At 43.7% G+C, this 20,441-nt stretch carries 20 protein-coding genes; 4 read left to right on the forward strand and 16 right to left on the reverse strand.

Translation table 11 applies throughout. From position 1 onward, the window contains the following. Positions 1–11 precede the first annotated feature (11 nt). The 10 genes from GLV98_RS03730 to GLV98_RS03775 form a co-directional block, all read right to left on the reverse strand. Positions 12–224, reverse strand: a complete 213-nt coding sequence (locus GLV98_RS03730; protein ID WP_146816252.1) for an acetyl-CoA carboxylase biotin carboxyl carrier protein subunit — start codon at positions 222–224, stop codon at positions 12–14. 12 nt (positions 225–236) lie between these two features. Then, on the reverse strand, positions 237–1,592 hold the full coding sequence (locus GLV98_RS03735; protein WP_160912211.1) for an acetyl-CoA carboxylase biotin carboxylase subunit: 1,356 nt from the start codon (positions 1,590–1,592) through the stop codon (positions 237–239). A gap of 17 nt (positions 1,593–1,609) precedes the next feature. Then, positions 1,610–3,250: an AMP-binding protein gene (locus tag GLV98_RS03740; protein WP_160912213.1), complete on the reverse strand. Its 1,641-nt coding sequence runs from the start codon at positions 3,248–3,250 to the stop codon at positions 1,610–1,612. A 24-nt stretch (positions 3,251–3,274) separates the two neighbouring features. Continuing rightward, positions 3,275–4,417, reverse strand: a complete 1,143-nt coding sequence (locus tag GLV98_RS03745; RefSeq protein ID WP_160912215.1) for an acyl-CoA dehydrogenase — start codon at positions 4,415–4,417, stop codon at positions 3,275–3,277. Between the two features lie 69 nt (positions 4,418–4,486). Beyond that, positions 4,487–5,119, reverse strand: coding sequence for a TetR/AcrR family transcriptional regulator (locus GLV98_RS03750; protein WP_160912217.1), 633 nt, complete (start codon positions 5,117–5,119; stop codon positions 4,487–4,489). Positions 5,120–5,394: 275 nt separating this feature from the next. Continuing rightward, positions 5,395–7,851, reverse strand: coding sequence for a DNA topoisomerase IV subunit A (gene parC, locus GLV98_RS03755; protein WP_160912219.1), 2,457 nt, complete (start codon positions 7,849–7,851; stop codon positions 5,395–5,397). 15 nt (positions 7,852–7,866) lie between these two features. Beyond that, a complete protein-coding gene (parE, locus tag GLV98_RS03760) occupies positions 7,867–9,822 on the reverse strand; it encodes a DNA topoisomerase IV subunit B (RefSeq protein ID WP_160912221.1) in 1,956 nt (651 codons plus the stop codon). Positions 9,823–10,282: 460 nt separating this feature from the next. Then, positions 10,283–10,696 carry a CoA-binding protein gene (locus tag GLV98_RS03765; protein WP_160912223.1) on the reverse strand — a complete coding sequence of 138 codons (414 nt, stop codon included), beginning with the start codon at positions 10,694–10,696 and terminating at the stop codon, positions 10,283–10,285. Between the two features lie 11 nt (positions 10,697–10,707). Further along, a complete protein-coding gene (locus GLV98_RS03770; RefSeq protein ID WP_160912225.1) occupies positions 10,708–12,234 on the reverse strand; it encodes an ABC transporter permease/substrate-binding protein in 1,527 nt (508 codons plus the stop codon). After that, the gene (locus GLV98_RS03775) at positions 12,231–13,301 is read right to left on the reverse strand and encodes an ABC transporter ATP-binding protein (RefSeq protein WP_160912227.1); all 1,071 of its coding nucleotides are present in this window, start codon (positions 13,299–13,301) and stop codon (positions 12,231–12,233) included. Before GLV98_RS03775 ends, GLV98_RS03770 begins: the two co-directional genes overlap by 4 nt. 250 nt (positions 13,302–13,551) lie before the next feature. Here GLV98_RS03775 and plsY point away from each other — a divergent pair, with 250 nt between their 5' ends. The 4 genes from plsY (at position 13,552) to GLV98_RS03795 (ending at position 15,865) form a co-directional block, all read left to right on the forward strand. After that, positions 13,552–14,133 carry a glycerol-3-phosphate 1-O-acyltransferase PlsY gene (gene plsY / locus GLV98_RS03780; RefSeq protein WP_160912229.1) on the forward strand — a complete coding sequence of 194 codons (582 nt, stop codon included), beginning with the start codon at positions 13,552–13,554 and terminating at the stop codon, positions 14,131–14,133. A 184-nt stretch (positions 14,134–14,317) separates the two neighbouring features. Further along, the gene (gene folE2, locus GLV98_RS03785) at positions 14,318–15,247 is read left to right on the forward strand and encodes a GTP cyclohydrolase FolE2 (protein WP_160912231.1); all 930 of its coding nucleotides are present in this window, start codon (positions 14,318–14,320) and stop codon (positions 15,245–15,247) included. An 8-nt stretch (positions 15,248–15,255) separates the two neighbouring features. Further along, positions 15,256–15,510: a membrane protein insertion efficiency factor YidD gene (yidD, locus tag GLV98_RS03790; protein ID WP_160912233.1), complete on the forward strand. Its 255-nt coding sequence runs from the start codon at positions 15,256–15,258 to the stop codon at positions 15,508–15,510. Between the two features lie 64 nt (positions 15,511–15,574). Next, complete coding sequence (locus GLV98_RS03795) at positions 15,575–15,865, forward strand: HesB/YadR/YfhF family protein (protein ID WP_160912235.1); 291 nt, start codon at positions 15,575–15,577, stop codon at positions 15,863–15,865. A gap of 17 nt (positions 15,866–15,882) precedes the next feature. Here GLV98_RS03795 and GLV98_RS03800 read toward each other — a convergent pair whose 3' ends face one another. From GLV98_RS03800 to GLV98_RS03825, 6 genes are all read right to left on the reverse strand, one after another. Continuing rightward, positions 15,883–16,191 (reverse strand): hypothetical protein, encoded by a 309-nt coding sequence (locus GLV98_RS03800; protein WP_160912237.1) that lies wholly within the window; start codon positions 16,189–16,191, stop codon positions 15,883–15,885. Then, on the reverse strand, positions 16,191–16,616 hold the full coding sequence (locus GLV98_RS03805) for an acyl-CoA thioesterase (RefSeq protein WP_160912239.1): 426 nt from the start codon (positions 16,614–16,616) through the stop codon (positions 16,191–16,193). Before GLV98_RS03805 ends, GLV98_RS03800 begins: the two co-directional genes overlap by 1 nt. Further along, entirely contained in the window at positions 16,616–18,880 is a 2,265-nt protein-coding gene (locus GLV98_RS03810; protein ID WP_160912241.1) for an AAA family ATPase, read from the reverse strand. The genes GLV98_RS03805 and GLV98_RS03810 overlap by 1 nt, the downstream gene beginning before the upstream one ends. Before the next feature lie 131 nt (positions 18,881–19,011). After that, positions 19,012–19,257, reverse strand: a complete 246-nt coding sequence (gene tlp / locus GLV98_RS03815) for a small acid-soluble spore protein Tlp (RefSeq protein WP_423784994.1) — start codon at positions 19,255–19,257, stop codon at positions 19,012–19,014. Positions 19,258–19,401: 144 nt separating this feature from the next. Next, on the reverse strand, positions 19,402–19,545 hold the full coding sequence (locus tag GLV98_RS03820; RefSeq protein ID WP_160912244.1) for an FbpB family small basic protein: 144 nt from the start codon (positions 19,543–19,545) through the stop codon (positions 19,402–19,404). 51 nt (positions 19,546–19,596) lie between these two features. Further along, positions 19,597–20,169 (reverse strand): TlpA family protein disulfide reductase, encoded by a 573-nt coding sequence (locus GLV98_RS03825; RefSeq protein WP_160912246.1) that lies wholly within the window; start codon positions 20,167–20,169, stop codon positions 19,597–19,599. Positions 20,170–20,441: the final 272 nt, after the last annotated feature.

A 20,441-nucleotide genomic window follows, 5' to 3' on the forward strand; every position in this document is an offset into this window, starting at 1 on the left:
GAACCTCCTGTTTATTCGATGATTGCGATGACGTCCCCTTCGTTGACGAAATCCCCTTCACTCACTTTCAACTCTTTAACTGTCCCGGACGTTTCTGCAGGGATTGGAATCTCCATTTTCATAGATTCCAGGATCGCAATGTCCTCCCCGTCGTTAACTTGATCTCCTTGGTTTGCAACGATTTTCCATACACTTCCTGCCATGGATGCTTTGATTTCTGTCATGATTGTTCCTCCTTAATGATTCGTCAATGTTGGTAGGTAATAGTTTTCTACAAATGTGGTTTTTGTTTCGCCTTCTTTGAACTTCTCATGGGTGACGACGCGCTTCAGCATCGTCAGGTTGCATTTGATGCCTTCAATTTCGTATTCATGAAGAGCTTTTGTCAATCGTTCAATCGCATCTTCACGATTTTCTCCATGAATGACGAGTTTGGCAATCATAGGATCATAGAAAGGAGTGACTTGTGAATCTCCTTCTACTGCTAATTCATGGCGTACGCCTGGGCCTTCGGGCAGCACCATTTTCGTCAATTTTCCTGGAGAAGGATAGAAAGTGTTCGGATCTTCTGCATAAATTCTGACTTCAATGGCGTGTCCGTCAATAATCAAATCCTTTTGTTGGATCGATAAGTGTTCCCCATCGGCAACCCTCAGCTGTTGTTCCACAAGGTCGATTCCTGTGATTTGTTCGGTGACGGGATGCTCAACTTGTAATCGAGTATTCATTTCAAGAAAATAAAAGTTCTCTTCATCATCGACTAGAAACTCAATCGTGCCGGCATTGGAATATCCTAGCGAGGACACAGCCTTGAGCGCACTTTCACCCATTTTCTCTCGCGTTTTTTCAGAAAGGACCGGGGATGGAGCCTCTTCGACGACCTTTTGGTGCCTGCGTTGAATGGAGCATTCTCTTTCAAACAAATGAACGGCATTACCTCGTTGGTCAGCAAGCACTTGGATTTCGATGTGACGTGGATGCTCGATCAATTTTTCGATGAACATCTTCCCGTCCCCGAAAAAGGCCTGCGCCCGTTTGGAGTTGCCTTCGAACGCTTTTTCAAGCTCTTCATCGTTATAGACCGCCTGCATGCCGATGCCACCGCCACCAGCGGCTGCTTTCAGCATGACCGGATATCCGAATTCAGCAGCAATTCTTTTTGCATCATCTGTGTTCGCAACCGCATCTTCCGTTCCAGGGATGATTGGAACACCGGCCGCTTTCATTTCTGCTCTTGCCGCAATTTTATCTCCCATTTTGGCAATGACATCCGCATTCGGTCCGATAAACGTAAGGCCAGCTTCTTCCGTTCTTTTCGCGAACTCTGCGTTTTCACTCAAAAGGCCATACCCTGGATGAATCGCTTCTGCTCCGGAATCCTTGGCTACTTGTAAAATCTTATCGATGTTCAGGTATGATTCATTCACGCGTGGCTTACCGATCAGATGACTTTCATCCGCCATTTGTACGTAGGGGGCAGATTGATCCGCTTCCGAATAGACAGCGACCGTTTGGATGTTCAGCCTTTGACACGTCCGAATAATACGGGAGGCAATTTCTCCACGGTTAGCAATTAGAATTTTTTTGAACAACAGTGATCACCTCTTTGTTAGGATTTTAAGTTCATCATTTCAAGCGCATGTTCTCTCAGTCTGAACTTCTGAATTTTTCCGCTCGCCGTCATCGGGTATTCGTCCGTGAAGCTTATATATCGAGGGATTTTATGCTTCGATATTTTCCCTTCACTAAACTCCCTGATATCGCTTTCATTTAATTGTTTGCCTTCTTTGGGGATGATCCATGCCATGATCTCTTCTCCGTACTTCTCATCCGGAACTCCGACCACCTGTACATCGAGAACATCTGGATGCTGATACAAAAATTCTTCAATTTCTCTCGGATAGACATTTTCGCCTCCGCGAATGATCATATCTTTAATTCTACCGGTAATTTCGACGTATCCGTTCTCATCCATAACAGCAATGTCCCCCGTATGGAGCCAGCCATCCGGATCGATCGCAGTCATCGTCGCTTCCTCGTTTTTGTAGTAACCTTCCATGACGAGGTATCCACGGGTACAAAGTTCACCAGGAACCCCTGTCTCTACTTCTTCCCCTGTTGCCGGTTCAATGATTTTCACTTCTACATTCGGATGGGCTTGGCCGACACTGCTCACTCTTAAATCAATGGGATCATCCGCTTTTGTCTGGGTTATGACAGGAGACGATTCTGTCTGGCCATAGGCGATCGTGATTTCCTCCGCTCCCATATCTTCAATTACACTCTTCATGACTTCCATCGGACATGTGGATCCCGCCATGATTCCTGTGCGTAAAGTCGTCGGCTTTAAGTCTTCATACTCTGGATGGTTCAATTCGGCAATAAACATCGTAGGCACTCCATGAAGCGCTGTACAGTTTTCCTCTTTCACAGCCTGCAGCACTTTCTTCGGATCGAACTGTTCCAGAATCACCATCGTTGTCCCTTTGGAAACGGCAGCCATCGTTCCTAACACACATCCGAAACAATGGAAAAATGGCACGGGGATACAGAGGCGGTCTTCTTCGGTGAGACGCATGCAATCCGCAACCTGGTTTCCATTGTTTACGATATTGTAGTGACTTAACATGACTCCTTTTGGAAACCCTGTCGTTCCAGACGTGTACTGCATGTTGATGACATCGCGATGATGAAGGGTTTCTTTTCGTTCTTTCAATTCATCGTCAGTCACGGTCATCGCCATATCAAGAATATCCTGCCACGAATAACAGCCGCGATAAGACTTGTCACTCAAGACGACGACGTTCTTTAGAAATGGAAGGCGATCACTTTGAAGATCTCCTTTTTCAGAGGTTTCAAGCTCCGGACAGATTTCTTTCAAAATATCAATATAAGATGTTCCTTTGAAATCCTCAGCAAGAATCAATGTGGACGCATCGGATTGTTTTAATAGATAATCAAGTTCCTGTGCACGATAGTTTGTGTTGACGGTGACGAGTACGCCACCCATTTTTCCAGAAGCGAATTGAGATTGAAGCCATTCCGGCTTGTTATCAGACCAAATAGCGACATGCTCCCCTTTATCGATTCCGAGAGCCATGAAACCCTTGGCTACTTCATCCGTCATATCATTGAATTCCGCATAGGTTTTTCTAAGACCTTGCTCAGGATAAACGAACGCCTCATGATCCGGGTAAGCTTCTGCCTGCTGTTCTAACAATTCACCAACCGTCTGCTCTAATAGGGACATAATATTTCCTCCTTTTTAAAAATTTTAACAGCCTAACTGACGGGCAATGACCAAGCGCTGGATTTCCGATGTACCTTCACCGATTTCAAGAAGTTTCGCATCACGCAGAAAACGCTCGACTTCGTACTCTCTCATATAACCGTAACCGCCATGGATTTGGATGGCCTGATTGGCAGAGCGGAACGCTGTCTCTGAAGCAAAGAGTTTCGCATACGCAGACTCTTTCGTAAAATTCTTTCCTTGATCTTTCAACCAGGCGGCTTTTAGCACCATGTTCCGCGCAAGTTCCACCTCCATAGCCATGTCAGCCAACTTAAACTGAATCGCCTGGAATTTTGTAATCGGCTGACCGAACTGCTTCCGTTCCTTGGCATAGGCGAGGGCGCGGTCCAAAGAAGCCTGTGCAATCCCTACAGCAAGGGCAGCAATGGAAATTCTTCCGCCATCAAGTGTATAAAGGAATTGCTTGAACCCCTTTTCCGGATCCCCGAGAATATTTTCTTTTGGTACTTTTACATCCTCTAAAATAATTTCAGACGTGTTCGATCCTCGGACGCCCATCTTGTCGTAGGGGCTCGTAATCGTCATGCCGGGTGTATCTTTCGGAACGATAAAAGCGGATATGATGTTTTTTCCGTCGTCACGTTTCCCTGAAACAGCAGTGACCGTGATGGACCTCGCATATTCAGCATTTGTTATCCAGCACTTTTCACCATTAATGACATAGTGGTCACCTTTCAATTCGGCACGTGTCTTCGTTCCTCCTGCATCTGAGCCCGCATTTGGTTCTGTCAATCCAAAGGAAGCTAATCCTTCTCCTTTAGCGAGTGGTGTTAAGAACTCTTGTTTTTGTTCTTCTGTCCCAAAATAATAGATAGGGCTCGCTCCTAGAGAAACGGCAGCTGCGTAACTTAGACCCGTGGAGCCACAAACACGGCCAATCTCTTCAACAGCAAGCGCATAACTGATCGTATCTCCACCTGATCCCCCATACTCTTCAGGAAATGGGATGCCAAGAAGTCCAAGATTACCCATTTCATCAAAGATATCTTTCGGGAATTCACTGTTGATGTCGATATCGACGGCTCTCGGTGCAATTACATCCTCTGCAAAATCACGGACCATCTTTCTTGTCATTTCCTGCTCTTTCGATAATTCGAAGTTCATATGATTCCTCCTTAAGGAAATAAAGACCGACTGGTTGGTCTGTTGTAATGATAAAAAATATGAAAGCGTTTACTTGCTTTCGTAAAAAAAAGGAACTTTTAACATATGACCAAAGTATTCACTATCTTCTTTCCCTGGCAGCAAAAAGTGTAGCACCAGGTCAGTAAAAACCTCTGCAATTTGATCGATGGTGTAGGTTCCATCTCTCCGGTACCATTTATAGATCCAGTTGACCATACCTAAAATCGCCATGCCTGTGATTTCCAGCGGCAGTTCTCTGCGGAAGTGGCCCGATTTTTGACCTTCCTCAATGACATTGAACACCATGCGTTTGAATTCATCACGCTTTCCTTTGATTTCTTCTTCATACGCTGGTTTTAAATACAGGCTTTCTTGATAAAAAACCGAAATATGTGGTTTATACAAGTCGAACACTTGAACAAAAGATTGTATGATCGCCTGGACTTTCGGTATTGGGGAAGAATGGATAACGTTAGCGGCCTGGGCTTCTTTCAATACATATGTAATAAACGTATCATGAATGACGAATAGAAGTTCATCCTTCGACTGAAAGTGGTGATAGAAGCCGCCTTTCGATGTATTTGTTTGCTGGACAATTTGTTTTACTGTGACTCCATGAAACCCATGTCGGTCGAACAGCTCTAAAGACGTCTGGATAATCTTTTCTCTCAAATCGCTCATACATCAACTCCCATCTGCTGAATATACACTCATTTTATCACATTTTTCTGAAAATACAACGGTCTAAAGAATGACATCGAGAGAGCTTCACACCATTACAAACTCCTCCTGTTAACGGTAGAGGTCTTATGCAAATCCCACCTCTGTTCCGACTCACTTCATACTAATTGCACACGGATGGTTTATTGATAGGAAAAGGGTTGATGGGGTGCAGCTTAAACCCTCAATGACTTTTAAGCACAAAAAAGCCCTCTGAATTCAGAGGGCTTTTTTCATCACTGTTGATCCGGTTCTGTTTCAAACGGAACACGGTAGACCGGCTTGATCCACGCTTCTTCCGCTTCTCCTTTTTCTTCCGTATCCAGAACATACGAACCGTTGCTGTATCGATCATTTGCTTTAAAGTCCATCGTATTGACGACGATGGTCTTTTGTTTTTCTGTCATAATCATCACTTGATCATCTCTGTTCACAAGATGTACATCCACCAATTGATGTGGATTCTTTTTCAATTCTCTTAACATGAGCACACCGCGCTTAGCACGGGTGGTGCGTTCAAACTCTTTCAAGCGCATCCGCTTCACCGCAGCCCGGTGAGTGGTCAGAAGGATGGATGGGTCTTCTGATGATCTGAACAATTGTCCAGACACGACTTCATCGTCTTCTTTCAAGTTGATCGCTTTCACACCTGACGCTCGTTGACCGACGGTGTTCACTTCATCTTCATGATACCAAAGACCATAAGCTTTCTTCGTAGCAATAAACAAATCCGACTGGCCATCCGTTTTATGGACATCCACTACTTCATCATCATTTTTCAGATTGATTGCAACGAGGGCTTTGGAATGACGTTGTGCCTTATAAAGCTGCAAATCACTCTTTTTCACCATTCCGTTCTTCGTGAAGAAGATGAGATATTCCTCTGATGAAAAGTCACGAACAGGGATGGCCTCGACGAGATATTCGCCCTTGTCCACCTGAACGATGTTGGAAATGTACTGTCCAAGGTCTTTCCAGCGGATGTCAGGCAATTTGTGAACAGGTAAGAATAAATATTTTCCGAGGTTCGTGAAGAGTAAGATGGTATCCGTCGTATTGATTTCAAATAGACCTAACAGGTGATCGCCGTCTTTCAGAGCGAAATCTTCCCCGTTTGAAGCCGCATAAGAACGCAAGCTTGTCCGCTTGATATACCCATCTTTCGTCACAGACACGAGCACATCTTCGCTCGCAACGGTCACTTCAAGGTCTACTTTTAACTCTTCCACTTTTTCCTCAATCTTTGTCATACGATCGTCGTTGTATTGTTTTTTCATGGAACGAAGGTCCGATTTAATGACCTTCATCATTTCGTTTTCACTGGATAACAGTTTTTCTAAGTACTCGATTTGCTTTTTCAGTTCATCTGCTTCTTTTTGCAGGGCAGTAATGTCTGTATTCGTTAAACGATACAGCTGCAAGGTCACGATCGCTTCTGATTGTTCTTCTGTGAAATCATAGCTTGCGATGAGCTGTTTCTTTGCATCTGCTTTGTCTTTGGAGCTGCGGATCGTTGCGATGACATCATCCAAAATGGAAATCGCTTTGATCAGACCTTCTACAATGTGAGCACGAGACTTTGCTTTATTCAAGTCATAAATGGATTGTCTTGTGACCACTTCTTTCTGGTGCTTGATATAGGCATCAAGCATCATCGGAAGACTCATAAGGCTAGGTGTACGTTCGTGAATGGCGACCATATTGAAGTTGTAGGAGATCTGAAGGTCTGTATGTTTATAAAGGTAATTGAGAACTCCTTCACTGTTCGCATCCTTCTTCAGATCAATCACGACACGAAGGCCGGTACGATCCGTTTCATCACGGACTTCAGCGATTCCTTCGACTTTTTTATCAATTCTCAGTTCATCCATCCGTTTAACCATACTTGCCTTATTGACTTCAAAAGGAATTTCATCAATGACGATCTGCTCCCGTCCTCCGCGCTGCTCTTGAATTTCTGCACGTCCGCGCAAGACGATTTTTCCTCTCCCCGTTTCATAGGCTTTCTGGATACCGTCAATCCCTTGGATGATCCCACCTGTTGGGAAATCCGGACCTTTTAACTTAGTCATCAGTTCAGGTACAGTCGCCCCAGGTTTATCAATCTTCATGATCACCGCATCAATCACTTCACCGATATTGTGGGAAGGGATTTCTGTTGCATAACCTGCGGAGATCCCCGTAGAGCCGTTGACGAGTAGATTCGGAAACTTAGCGGGAAGAACGGTCGGTTCATCAATCGTATCGTCAAAGTTCGGGATAAATTCCACGGTCTGCTTTTCAATATCCCTGAGCAGTTCGGATGAAATGGCGGAAAGTCTTGCTTCCGTATAACGCATGGCCGCAGGCGGATCACCATCGACACTTCCGTTGTTTCCGTGCATTTCCACTAAGGGTTTTCTCACTTTCCACGTTTGGCTTAAGCGGACCATTGCATCGTAAACGGAGGTATCCCCGTGGGGGTGATAATTACCGATAACGGTACCGACCGTTTTCGCGGATTTCCGGTAAGCTTTGTCGTGAGTGTTCTTTTCCTGGTGCATCGCATAAAGGATACGCCGCTGAACAGGCTTCAGCCCGTCCCTTGCATCAGGGAGGGCACGTTCCTGGATGATGTATTTACTATATCTCCCGAAGCGATCTCCGAGAACTTCTTCTAATGGTAAATCTAAAAACTTCTCTGCCTCTGCCAACAGAAGGTCCCCCTTTTACGTCTGTATTTTATCGTTTTCTAGTATGCTCGCTTCATCTTCAAGACCAAAAGCGACGTGGGATTCAATCCATTTACGGCGAGGTTCAACCTTATCTCCCATCAACGTCGTCACCCTGCGTTCGGCACGGGCGATATCGTCAATCGTAACACGTATCAGTGTGCGTGATTCCGGGTTCATTGTTGTTTCCCAAAGCTGATCGGCATTCATTTCACCTAAACCCTTGTATCGTTGGATCGAATATCCGTTTTTGAATTCCTTCAATATTTTCTGCATGCCTTCTTCATCCCAGGCATATTCAACTTTTTCCTTTTTCCCTTTTCCTTTAGAAACTTTATAAAGGGGAGGAAGGGCGATGAAGACTTTTCCTGCTTCTACAAGCGGTCGCATATATCGATAAAAGAAGGTTAATAACAGTACTTGAATGTGCGCCCCATCCGTATCGGCATCGGTCATGATGACGATTTTGTCATAGTTACAATCTTCGAGTGTGAAGTCTCCACCGACTCCTGCACCGATGGTATGAATGATCGTAGAAATCTCTTCGTTTTTGAAGATATCCGCAATTTTTGCTTTCTCTGTATTGATTACTTTTCCTCGCAAAGGAAGTACGGCCTGGAATTTACGATCTCGCCCCTGCTTTGCTGAGCCGCCGGCGGAGTCGCCCTCTACGAGGTACAACTCATTCCTTTTAGCATTTTTGGATTGGGCAGGAGTGAGCTTCCCGCTTAAAAGGGTATCTTTCCGTTTTTTCTTCTTCCCTGAACGAGCATCTTCTCTTGCTTTCCTGGCGGCTTCTCTCGCTTCTTTTGCTTTGATCGCTTTTTTGATGAGCATAGAAGCAACATCGGGATTCTCTTCGAGGAAATAGGATAACTGTTCGGCGACGATCCCATCAACGGCGGAACGGGCTTCCGATGTACCGAGTTTACTCTTGGTTTGTCCTTCAAATTGCAGAAGTTCCTCGGGAATTCGCACCGATATAACCGCCGTAAATCCTTCCCTGATATCGTTTCCTTCTAAATTCTTATCTTTATCCTTCAGAAGTTGTGCGCGTCTGGCATAATCATTGAACACCCTTGTGATGGCTGTTTTAGCGCCGGATTCATGGGTTCCTCCATCTTTCGTGCGCACATTATTGACAAAGGATAAGATGTTTTCTGCAAACCCGTCATTAAATTGAAAAGCGAAGTCCGCTTCAATCCCACTGTGACTGCCCTCGAAAGAAACGACCGAATGCAGCGTATCTTTTTCTTCATTTAAATATTCGACGAAAGAGACGAGTCCGTCATCATATTGATATTCTTCTTTGACCGTTTCTTTTCGTTCATCCACAAGGACAATGCGGAATCCTTTCAACAGAAAGGCCGCTTCTCGTAAACGCTCGGATAAAGTTTCAAAATTAAACTTTGTTATTGAAAAGATCGAAGGATCCGGTTTGAAACGGATCGTGGTTCCTGTTTTTCTGGTGGCGCCTTTATTTTCTAAAGAAGTGACAGGGACGCCCCCGTTTTCAAATCTTTGATAAAATTTCTCGCCATCTCTACAGATGTGCACTTCCAACCATTCGGATAAAGCATTCACTACAGAAGCACCAACACCATGCAGGCCACCTGAGGATTTATAGCCTCCTTGTCCGAACTTTCCTCCTGCGTGAAGGACGGTCAAAATCACCTCAGGGGTCGGCTTTCCTGTTTTATGCATTCCTGTAGGCATCCCACGTGCTTCGTCCTGAACCGATACACTACCATCTTTATGGAGCGTGACAGTCATTTTTTCGCCGAATCCAGATAACGCCTCATCGATCGCGTTATCTACAATTTCGTGAACGAGATGGTGCAGACCTCTATGATCCGTGGATCCAATATACATCCCGGGTCTTTTCCGAACGGCCTCCAATCCCTCCAGCACTTGAATAGAATCATCTGAATACGTTTGATTTTGACTCGACAATTTACCATCGGCTCCTTTCTCTAACACACTGCTACATCAATAATAGAACAAACGTTCGATTATGTAAACGATGAGTGCAACTTCAGGTACCTCCGCACTCATGACATAAGTCAATCAACGGTGTGGAGAATCTTCCACTCCATTGATTGGCTTATGATCTAGAAAAAGCTGGAGACCTCTGCACAAATGTCGGGATGAAGAGTAACACCCCTTCTGATTTCGCTTACATATCATTTTCATTCATACGACAACCGTTCTGTTAAACCATAGCTCTCCAATCGAGAAAAGTCTTTCTAGAAAAGAGCCCTTTTCTGTATTATAGAGCTTATCCATATTCTTAACAAAAAACGCCGCTTGTTATATTGTAGCGATTTTATAAGGTTTCGCAAACATAATTCTTCCAAAAAACATGAAAAAACCCCTGATGAACAGGGATTTTTTCATTTTCATCTCTATCATTTCACCGGTAAATCGCATGGGCAACTTTAATGCAAGAGTCCATGATGACAAGCTTTGAATCGTCTTTTAGAATTCGATCCGCTTCTTCGGAATACACTCCTTGTTGAGCCCAAAAGGCTTTAGCCTCAATATTTTTCGATTCCTTTGCAATTTGAGGCAAATGTTCAGATCGCCGGAAAACATTAATAATATCTATAGGTTCTTGCACGTCTCGAAGGCTTGCCACTGCTTTTTCCCCAAGCGACTCCGTAATTTGTGGGTTCACCGGGATGATCTTATACCCAGCATTCTGCATCGCTTCACTCACTTGATAAGATGTGCGGTGTGGCTTATCCGAAAGGCCTACGACAGCGATTGTCTTCGATTGTGCCAATAAATCCCTGATTTCTTCATTAGACGGATTTTCAAAAGGCATCTTCAAACCTCCTATTCTTCGATTAATCCTTCGTTGACCAAATACTCTCTTGCCACTTCTTCAGGATCACGGTCTTCAAAATCAACCTGGTAATTCATTTCCCTCATTTGATCACCAGTAATCTTTCCTCCCAATTGATTCAGGATATCCTCCAGTTCTGGATATTGGTCTAAGGTTTCCTGTCTCATTAATGGTGCGCCCTGGTATGGTGGGAATAGATTTTCAGGATCCTCTAACACTTTCAAATTAAGGTCAACCATGTAACTATCTGTCGCGTAAGCGTCGATGATGTCCACTTCTCCACTTTCAATAGCTCCCTGTCTTAAGCCAGGGTCCATCGTACGGACTTCACCAAGGTCCAAGTTATACACTTCTTTCATTCCTTGATACCCATCTTGGCGATCGTTGAATTCGAGTGTAAACCCTGCTGTAATTTGATCCTCCACAGGCTTCAAATCCCCGATTGTCTCAAGATCATATTGTTCGGCAAGCTCCTGGGTAGTCGCGACAGCGTAGGTGTTGTTGAATTGCATGGGTTGTAAAAAGGCCATATCATAGGTTTCTGCCATGCCTTGTTTGGCCTGTTCGTATACTTCCTGTGGATCATTGCTGTTCGCTTCCTCCCCTAAAAGAGAAACGATAGCGGTTCCTGTGAACTCTGGATAAATATCGATACTTCCTTCTTCCAAGGCACTAAAAACCAAGTCCGTTTTCCCTAAGTTCGGTTCAAGACCTACACTCAAGTCCGTTTCTTCTTCTATTAAAAGCTTATACATATTAATGAGAATGGCAGGCTCTGATCCAAGCTTAGCTCCAAGTGTCAAGTCATTCTTTACATTTCCACCGAACGCTAGTGGACCAACAGCAATCAATGCTGCAATCACTAATAAGCTGACGAGTGAACGAAATCCGGATTTAGCTGAAGTCCGTTCAAATAGACGAAGAATAAGATCTAAAATGATGGCTAGTAAAGCAGCCGGAATAGCTCCCAGCAAGATAAGATTGGCATCTCCCCCTCTATCCAAACCGAGAAGGATTAAATCCCCAAGACCCCCTGCACCAATTAGGGCGGCAATGGTTGTCGTTCCGACGATCAGTACCATGGATGTCCGTATCCCAGCCATAATGACAGGCATGGCGATCGGTAATTCAATCTTTGAAAGACGTCTGAATGATTTCATGCCCATACCCGTCGCCGCTTCCTTCAAAGCCGGATCAACTTCCTTGATTCCTGTGTACGTGTTCCTAAGAATAGGAAGGAGCCCGTAGGCAGCAAGGGCGATGATGGCTGGTGTTTGTCCAATACCGAAAAATGGAATGAGGAAAGCCAGCACAGCAAGACTTGGAATCGTCTGCAAAACGGCCGTCACGCCGATAATCGGTTCCGCGACTTTCTGCTTTCTCGTCAGCCATAAACCCAGAGGAACGGAAATCAGCGTAGCGATTACTAATGCAATGATGGATATTTGAAGGTGTTCCCATATCTTCTCTAATAGAATGCCCTGTCGTTGATTAAAAACTTCTAAAAACTCACTCATTTACTTTCTACCTCCTCTTCCTTTTTACGTGACTGTTCTTTAAGGTAGAGGACAATATCCCTGTAGGATAAGGTGCCGATCAGTTGGTCACCCTTCACAACTGGCAGAATAGAAGAGTGGCTTTCTTCAAAGATCCGAACTGCGTCTCTAAGGATCATATCATTGGATAACGGGGGCGCCTGCACCTGATTCCCATCCTCGATCATCCCTCGATATGTTCCGTCGTTACTTTTAAGGGCGAAAAGCCCATCTAGGACGACATGCCCCTCCTTGAATTCTTTTTCTGATACGACACGTTTTTCTGCATGATTCATGATGACATCAACAGCTGTCTGCCACGGCGTTTTTCTACCTCCAATGAAATCTTCAACAAATTCATTGGATGGATTCAATATGAGATTCTGTGGTGTGTCCAACTGGACGATTTCTCCTGCCTTCATGAGGCAGACGCGATCGCCAAGTGCGAGAGCTTCGTCCATATCATGAGTAACAAAGACAATGGTTTTCTTGATTTCTTTCTGCAATTGACGGATGTCTGTTTGCAACTGTTCCCTGCTGATCGGGTCGAGGGCACTGAATGGTTCATCCATCAAGATGATATCAGGATCTGCGGCTAATGCTCGTATGACTCCTACCCGTTGCTGTTGCCCGCCGGAGAGTTCACTCGGTTTTCTTTTGCGGTGCTTTTCGGGATCGAGCCCAACCATATTCATCAATTCATCAATACGTTTCGATAAATCTTTTTTCTTCCATTTTTTCATTTCCGGTACGACCGAAATGTTTTCTTCTACTGTCATGTGTGGAAAGAGAGCAATTTCCTGTAACACATAGCCGATATTCCACCGTAGTTCGTGAATGTTGTATTCTCTAATATCTTTGTTATGTATGGTAATGGTTCCTTCCGTCGGATGAATCAGACGGTTAATCATTTTCATCGTCGTTGTTTTTCCGCAGCCACTTGGCCCGATCAACGCAAGCAATTCTCCTTCTTGCACTTCCAGGTTGATGTTTTTCAACGCTGTCGTACCATCCGGGTAAGTTTTCGTTACATCAGTGAACGTGATCATCGTTTTCCCCCTAAACAAAATATAAAAGACCTATTTCTATAACCAGATTTCCACAATCTGAAACATTTTGCAACGATCCTGCATTCTATTCATGTCCAATATCACAAAGCGGCTTCCCGGAAGGTATGACAAAACAACTTGATACCTGGTACTAAATTGATATAATAGAGGAGCTGCCTTATGAAATTAGAGTTCTTTATCTATGAACCCCATGATAAAATAGTAGAAAGCGCAGAAGGAGTTGAACTTATTGGAATATGTACTCTATATCCTCATCGCCTATCTCCTTGGGTCCATCCCTTCAGGGTTAATTGTAGGTAAAATAGGCTATGGTACGGATATACGCGAACACGGAAGCGGAAACCTTGGTGGCACGAACACATTCCGAGTGTTAGGGATTAAAGCAGGTTTAATCGTTACGATCGCTGATATTCTGAAAGGAACGGCAGCCGCAGCTATCCCTTACTTTATGGGGGCTGATGTCATTCCTCTCGTTATTGGAATATTTGCGGTGGTAGGTCACATGTATCCTATATTTGCTGGCTTTAAAGGTGGAAAAGCCGTTGCTACATCTGGCGGCGTGATCCTGGGTGTCAACCCGATCATATTTGCTGTGCTCTTATTATCCTTTTTCATTGTCCTTTATTTAAGCAAATACGTCTCTTTGTCTTCGATGATCAGTGGGATTGTTGGCATTATCGCGACTTTAGTCGTGCAGGATTACGGTTTGACCATCATCATATCGTTGTTTACCATCTTTGTGATCTACCGGCACCGGGCCAACATTAAGAGGATCATCAACAAGACAGAGCCAAAAATCACTTGGATGTAGATACTATCCATGCTAAAAGCTTAAAAAAGGCTAACGCTTGCGAAGATAGTCTATCCCATAAAAGGATAGGCTTTCTTTTATGGTGTATTCTATAAGTGCACACTCATTAAGCAATCCATTGTATATTCAGAAATACATATTGTATACTTTGACATAGAAAGCAGGCTTGAAAGGAGTCTTTGTTATGAATAAGACTGAATTGAACCAGAACAAACAATTACCATCAAAAAAAGAACGTCATAAATTATTCGGCTCAGTGGAGCCGGGTCCTCGTACAAAGCCAATGGAAAAAGACCAAATGGCTGATCTTCAAAACTCTAAGAAAGACTTTTTATTCAATATTGATATGGTTGGGGTTTCCAGTGTCAAGCATCCGATTCGTATTCCTAGTACAATGACCCCTGAAATTCAGACAACAATCGGAAACTTTTCATTCGGATCCTCGATCGCTCAAGGGAGTAAAGGGACGAACATGAGCCGCTTCACAGAGCAGCTCGATAAGTACCACAATGAAGGGTTCGCCGTTGATATCGTCACACTAAAACAATTCACAGAGGAGCTTGCCGGCCGCCTCAAGCAATCGGATGCGGAAGTAGAAGTGACCTTTCCGTGGTTCTTTGAACGAAAAGGCCCATACTCTGGTCTTGCAGGGATGAACCATGCTGATGCGACCATCCGCGTGGAGTATGATAAGGAAACGGGGCATGATGTGACCGTTACTCTCACCGGTAAAATTACGACCCTCTGCCCTTGTTCCAAGGAAATCAGTGAATATAGTGCACACAACCAACGTGGAAACGTCACCATGAGTGTGAAATTAACGGATGACTTCAATGAGCAGGAAATCGACTGGAAAGCGGCGCTTTTAGAAGCAGCAGAAAGCAATGCAAGTGCCCGCATCCACCCGGTATTGAAGCGTCCGGATGAAAAGATGGTCACAGAACAAGCTTACGAAAACCCTCGATTTGTCGAGGATATCGTACGACTTGTCGCTGCCGATCTTTATGAGTATTCATTCGTAGAAGCATTCACAGTGAAATGCCGCAACGAAGAGTCCATTCACCTTCATGATGCAGTGGCAACCCTCAGTTATGACAAGAAAAAGGAAGAGTAAAAGACCTGATGAAGCAAATCATGATCGCCTTGATTCAATTTTACCGTAAAGGCATCAGTCCTTTTTTTCCACCATCGTGCAGGTTCCAGCCGACGTGTTCAGAATACGGCCTGGAGGCTTTTCGCCGTTTCGGTTTTTTCAAAGGCAGCTATTTGACTGTCAAAAGAATTCTCAAGTGCCACCCTTTCCATCCTGGAGGATTCGACCCTGTACCCATGAAGCAATCGAATCATAGCTCTGAATCGTCTTCACCAAAAAAATAGGTTTACAAAGCGACGACAGAGGAAAGAAACAAACACATGACCCCCTATTACAGGAGTTGATCTAATGAACTTAACAGTAACAGAAGAAGCAGCGAAATGGTATGAAGAGGAACTTGATATCGACGGGAACGTCGATTTAAGATTTTACGTCCGCTATGGTGGCGTCGGCGGCCTACAGCCTGGTTTTTCCCTAGCCATCAAACTGGAGGATCCTGCAGAACCGATTGCTGAAACGACGACCGGCCCCATTCATTTCTTTATTGAAGCGGATGATGAGTGGTACTTCGATGATCATTCTTTGGAAGTTACTTTAGATGAGAAATGGAATGAGCCATCATTTGAATACAAAAAATAAGACGCCGTTATGGCGTCTTATTTTTTGTGTAATTGGAAACGATGGATGTGTTCCCAGTATCCTTCTTCCTTCAATATACGCAGCTGACGATCACCAAATAAATCAAAATGAGGAAAGCGCGGATCCTTATGTATCCACTCTGGTTCTAAACCATATTGTTTCCCCCATGTCTTCAATTTGTCGAGATCACTGCAACCAACTTTTGTGACTGTGTCGCACCCAGGAAAGCGATCATCTAACCAAAAATGAGTTAAAAATGCGATCTCTCCTTGCTTAACTTTGGCTTTCCAATCCATCAGCTCCGACTTTTTCACACCGAAAGCCATTAGGATTCAGTCTCCATGGCAGATAAATAAGAGGCATGCCAATCAGGAAAACTGCGACGGATCGATACCGGTCTAAAGTTATCTTTTTTGACGATGACGTGCTTCGTAACACCTGTGACCGCTATATCTCCGTTTTCAAACGCCACTTCGTATCCGTAGGAAACACGAAGACCATCATAGCTCTCCACCCATGTCCGTACATGGACCTCATCTCCATATTTCACAGGCTTTTTAAAACTCACTTGAGCATCAATGACAGGTGAAACAACGCCTTGCTTTTCAATTTCAGAATACATAAATCCCAGGCTTTCAATGAAAGATGTTCGTCCGATCTCAAACCAGACTAAATAGTTGGCATGGTAAACGACCCCCATCATATCTGTTTCCTGATATCTTACTTGAATCGGTGTTTCGATCACTTTCATTATGAAGACTCCCTTCGTACCGTATGCCATGCTTTTTCTAAATCGACAAGTTCTAGTTCATTCATATCTTCCGCTTGATTTTCCATGATTCGAATCGCCTGGAATTGGATCGCTTCGTTCACGAGATTATTGATAAAGCGTCCATTCCCGCGGACTTGGTGATCCGTGTACTTTTCTAAGAGGAATGACTCGGCCCATTCATTGAAGTGATAGCCGTATTGTTGGGCCTGGTAGTGGGTCATAGCAATCAGCTCTTCCTCTGTATAATCTGGGAAGTGGAAATACTTTTTGAACCTTGAAGACAAACCTGGATTGCTTTCCACCAACTGTTCCATTTCGCGTTGATAACCAGCAAGGACAACGACAAGGTTTTCATTATGCTTGGTCATTTCGTCGACAAGTGTTTCAATGGCTTCTTTGCCAAAGTCATCTCTGCCTCCGTTATATAGCGAATAGGCTTCATCAATGAACAAAACACCGCCGAGAGCTTCCCGGATTTTCCGCTTTGTTTTAATGGCTGTCTGCCCGACATACCCCGCAACAAGGTCGCTTCTTGAGACGACCACCGTATGACCTCTCTTTAACAACCCGCATTCTTTCAAGACGTCTGCATAGATTTCTGCAACCGTTGTTTTTCCGGTCCCTGGGTTCCCTGAGAATACAGAGTGCAATTGGATAGGGACGACAGGATATCCTTTTTCTTTCCGTTTTTGTTGTGCTTGTACAAACGACGACAATTTTTTCACTTCTTCTTTAACATTCGATAATCCGATTAGTTCATCCAGACGTTGCATAGGAGAACGTTCGTCCTCATCCGCTTCCCTATCCCATGCAAGGTCTTCGACGGATATCCTCATGTGATCCAGCCAATGGTGTTTATCCTGTTCTGCTTCTTTCGCCCCTTTTTGGAAAACGGTTTTTAGCACTAAGTTTTTGACCGTACGGGCATTGCCGAAAGAATCATCCACACGTTCTCGATCAATGAGCGAGGTGAATTCATTTAAGGCAGGTGTTGTGAAAAAGAAATCATTGTCGGTCGCCGTCTGCTCAGCAATTGTCAACAGTTCATCCATGTGATAATCAGGAAGTTCGATGTGATTTTGTTCAGGGAAACGACTGCGGAGACCAGGATTTGACCATAAGAATTGGCGCATTTCTTCCGGATAACCAGCAAGAATCACGGCGAATTTCCCTCCATATTCTTTGCTCGTCATTGCAGAAACAAGAGTGTCAATGACTGCTTGTCCATAATCATTTCCTGTTTGACCTTCCCTTTTTAGGCTGTAAGCTTCGTCGATGAACAAAACCCCACCGATGGCCTGTTTGACGTAGTTCATCGTATTCTCTTCACTCTGTCCGACATAAGACCCGACTAGGTGAGACCGATTCACTTCCACGACTTCTTTCGTATCTAAAATTCCAAGCTCATGATAAATATTAGCGAGCAGACGGGCAATCGTTGTTTTTCCTGTCCCGGGATTCCCGGTAATAATCATATGTAATCCAGGTTCATCGACCATGGAAAAACCGAAGTTCTTTCTTTGCTGCTGGTATCTTAAAAAGTGATAATAACGCCGAATATACGTTTTTACATCATGCAATCCTACCATTTGATCGAAAGCTTCCAACGGATTTTGAAACGATTGATCTGTCAAAAAGCTTGGCAATCGTTTATAAATCTCATCCTGATTATCCGAAAGACGTCTGGTACGCTCGTTGATTTCTTTCACAGGAACACGAATTCGTCTATTTTCAATGGAATTAATGGCTTCTTCCAACATCTGTTCAAGGTCAGACAATTCCTCATAGACGTCCTGATACAAGGTCAAACGGCTGGAGGCGTCGATGATTGTTTTCTTTGCAAGATCTTCGTCCCACTGCTCCTTCAAATCACAAACATCAGAATAAATGGCTTTCGCTTTTTTAGCTTTCGCTGAATCATGATCTGTTTCATGAAGAATCCATTGATCAAGGGGCGTTTTTTTCAATATTGTATAAGCCTGCATCAACTGTTGAGACTCATACAATTCCGCCACTAAGGGATGCGATGGATGGAGCACTCGTGCCTCATCGATGAATTGCTCAGCTAGAGGATCATTCCCCGGGTGTCTCTTAATCCGGTGGTAGGCAAGTGTGACATAAAGCAAAGCTTTTACTTCTTTCTCCTGCTCCTCATCTGTTTGATCCATATATCGTAAAGCCTCTACCTCTGATATGGAAGGCTGTTGTTCTAAACTGTCCCATTGTTTCAGTTGTTCTAACATCTTCATCACTTCCTTTTCTATCGCCGATATCCATTTTATCATAGTCGAGATTTAATGTAGATGAAGATGCCTTACGCTCATTGTATAAGCCAAAAACCGCTCCTCTAAAGAGAAGCGGTTGATCAGAACTTTTAATATTGTTGATGACGGGCTTCGTCCTTAATTTCATCACGCATAGCTTCTAACGATTGATTTCTTCGCTTGTTTTTCTTTTCGATATTTCTCTTTTCTTCTTCTGTAGCAAACCTCATAGCATCATGAGATTCTTCAATGTTTTCAATCGTGTTAGTCACTTTTTCTTGAAGACGATCGACGTTATCTGCGCGATTGTCAGGATTTGGTTTTTGGTTCGCCATGTGCTGTTGTTTATGGGACATGTTCGTACCCCTCCTGTAAATTTCAATGGACCCTTGATGAGTCATCTCTTACTTTTCCCAGGAAGGAGACGAATTATGAAAAGAAAAAGGAAGGACTGTGCACCTTCCCTCATGATTTGCACTATGTAAAAAACAAACCCCTCTTTACGATGGGATTTGCTTCATACGCTCATTGTGACGCTTTTCAATCCGTTCATCGATTTGATCCAACAACTTTTGATCAGCTTTGATGGAGCGGATATTTTCTTTCACACGTTCTTCAAAAGATATGCTTTTGTGTTTTCTCATGGATATCTCTCCTTTTATAGGTAGGATTTCCATGATTTGATAAAAATATTCCTAATTCAGCGCATCTTTCTTCTTTTCCATCATTTCGTAAGTCATCGGTCCAACAATTCTTGGTTCTTGTATAATGCCATCTGTACCGATGAAATAAGTAGTAGGGATGGATAAGATTTGGTAGGTCTGATTGATCTCGAGTTCCGTGTCAAGCAGGATAGGAAATGTATAACCTCCGTCTTTGACAAACTGAGTAATATTCTCCTTTTTCTTCTCTGTTCCGGTCCCGTTAACAGCCAGAATAACCACTTCATCTCCATATTTTTCATGAAAGTCCTGCATTTCAGGCATTTCGTCGCGGCAAGGTGGACACCATGTGGCCCAATAATTGAGGAAAATTTTTTTCCCGCGATAATCAGAAAGCTTAACGGTCTCTCCGCTCAACGTCTCTAAGCTGAAATCCGGAGCCTTCTCACCTACTTTTAATCCATCGGGTGCATTAGGTGCAACCATCCCTGTTTCCTGAGTGGCGGAAGATTCTTGTTGTTCCCCCTCATCCTTTTCAGAAAAGGTTGTAAATATAATGAGCCCTAAAAGTATGACGAGGAAAGCCGTTGCCAACCATTGTTTCATGTTGATAGCCTCCATCCATGATCCAAACGTTTCTGCTTTATGTATAAGAATAATGAAAACCATTTATGCTTGTAAAGCTTCAACGGAAAATGTAAGAGAATCGTTATTGATGTTTTTATTTTTTTATATATTTCGGAGTTGCTACTAAGTTTTAAGAGAGAGCATTAAGGAAGTATATAAACTTAAAACTTCTCTTTTCAGCAGTGATCTGTGCACATTTACGATTATCGAACACTTCTTTTAAGGAGAATAAAAAGATCGCCCTTTAAAAG

It is taken from the genome of Halobacillus litoralis (assembly GCF_009856415.1).
Taxonomy (GTDB): domain Bacteria; phylum Bacillota; class Bacilli; order Bacillales; family Halobacillaceae; genus Halobacillus; species Halobacillus litoralis_C.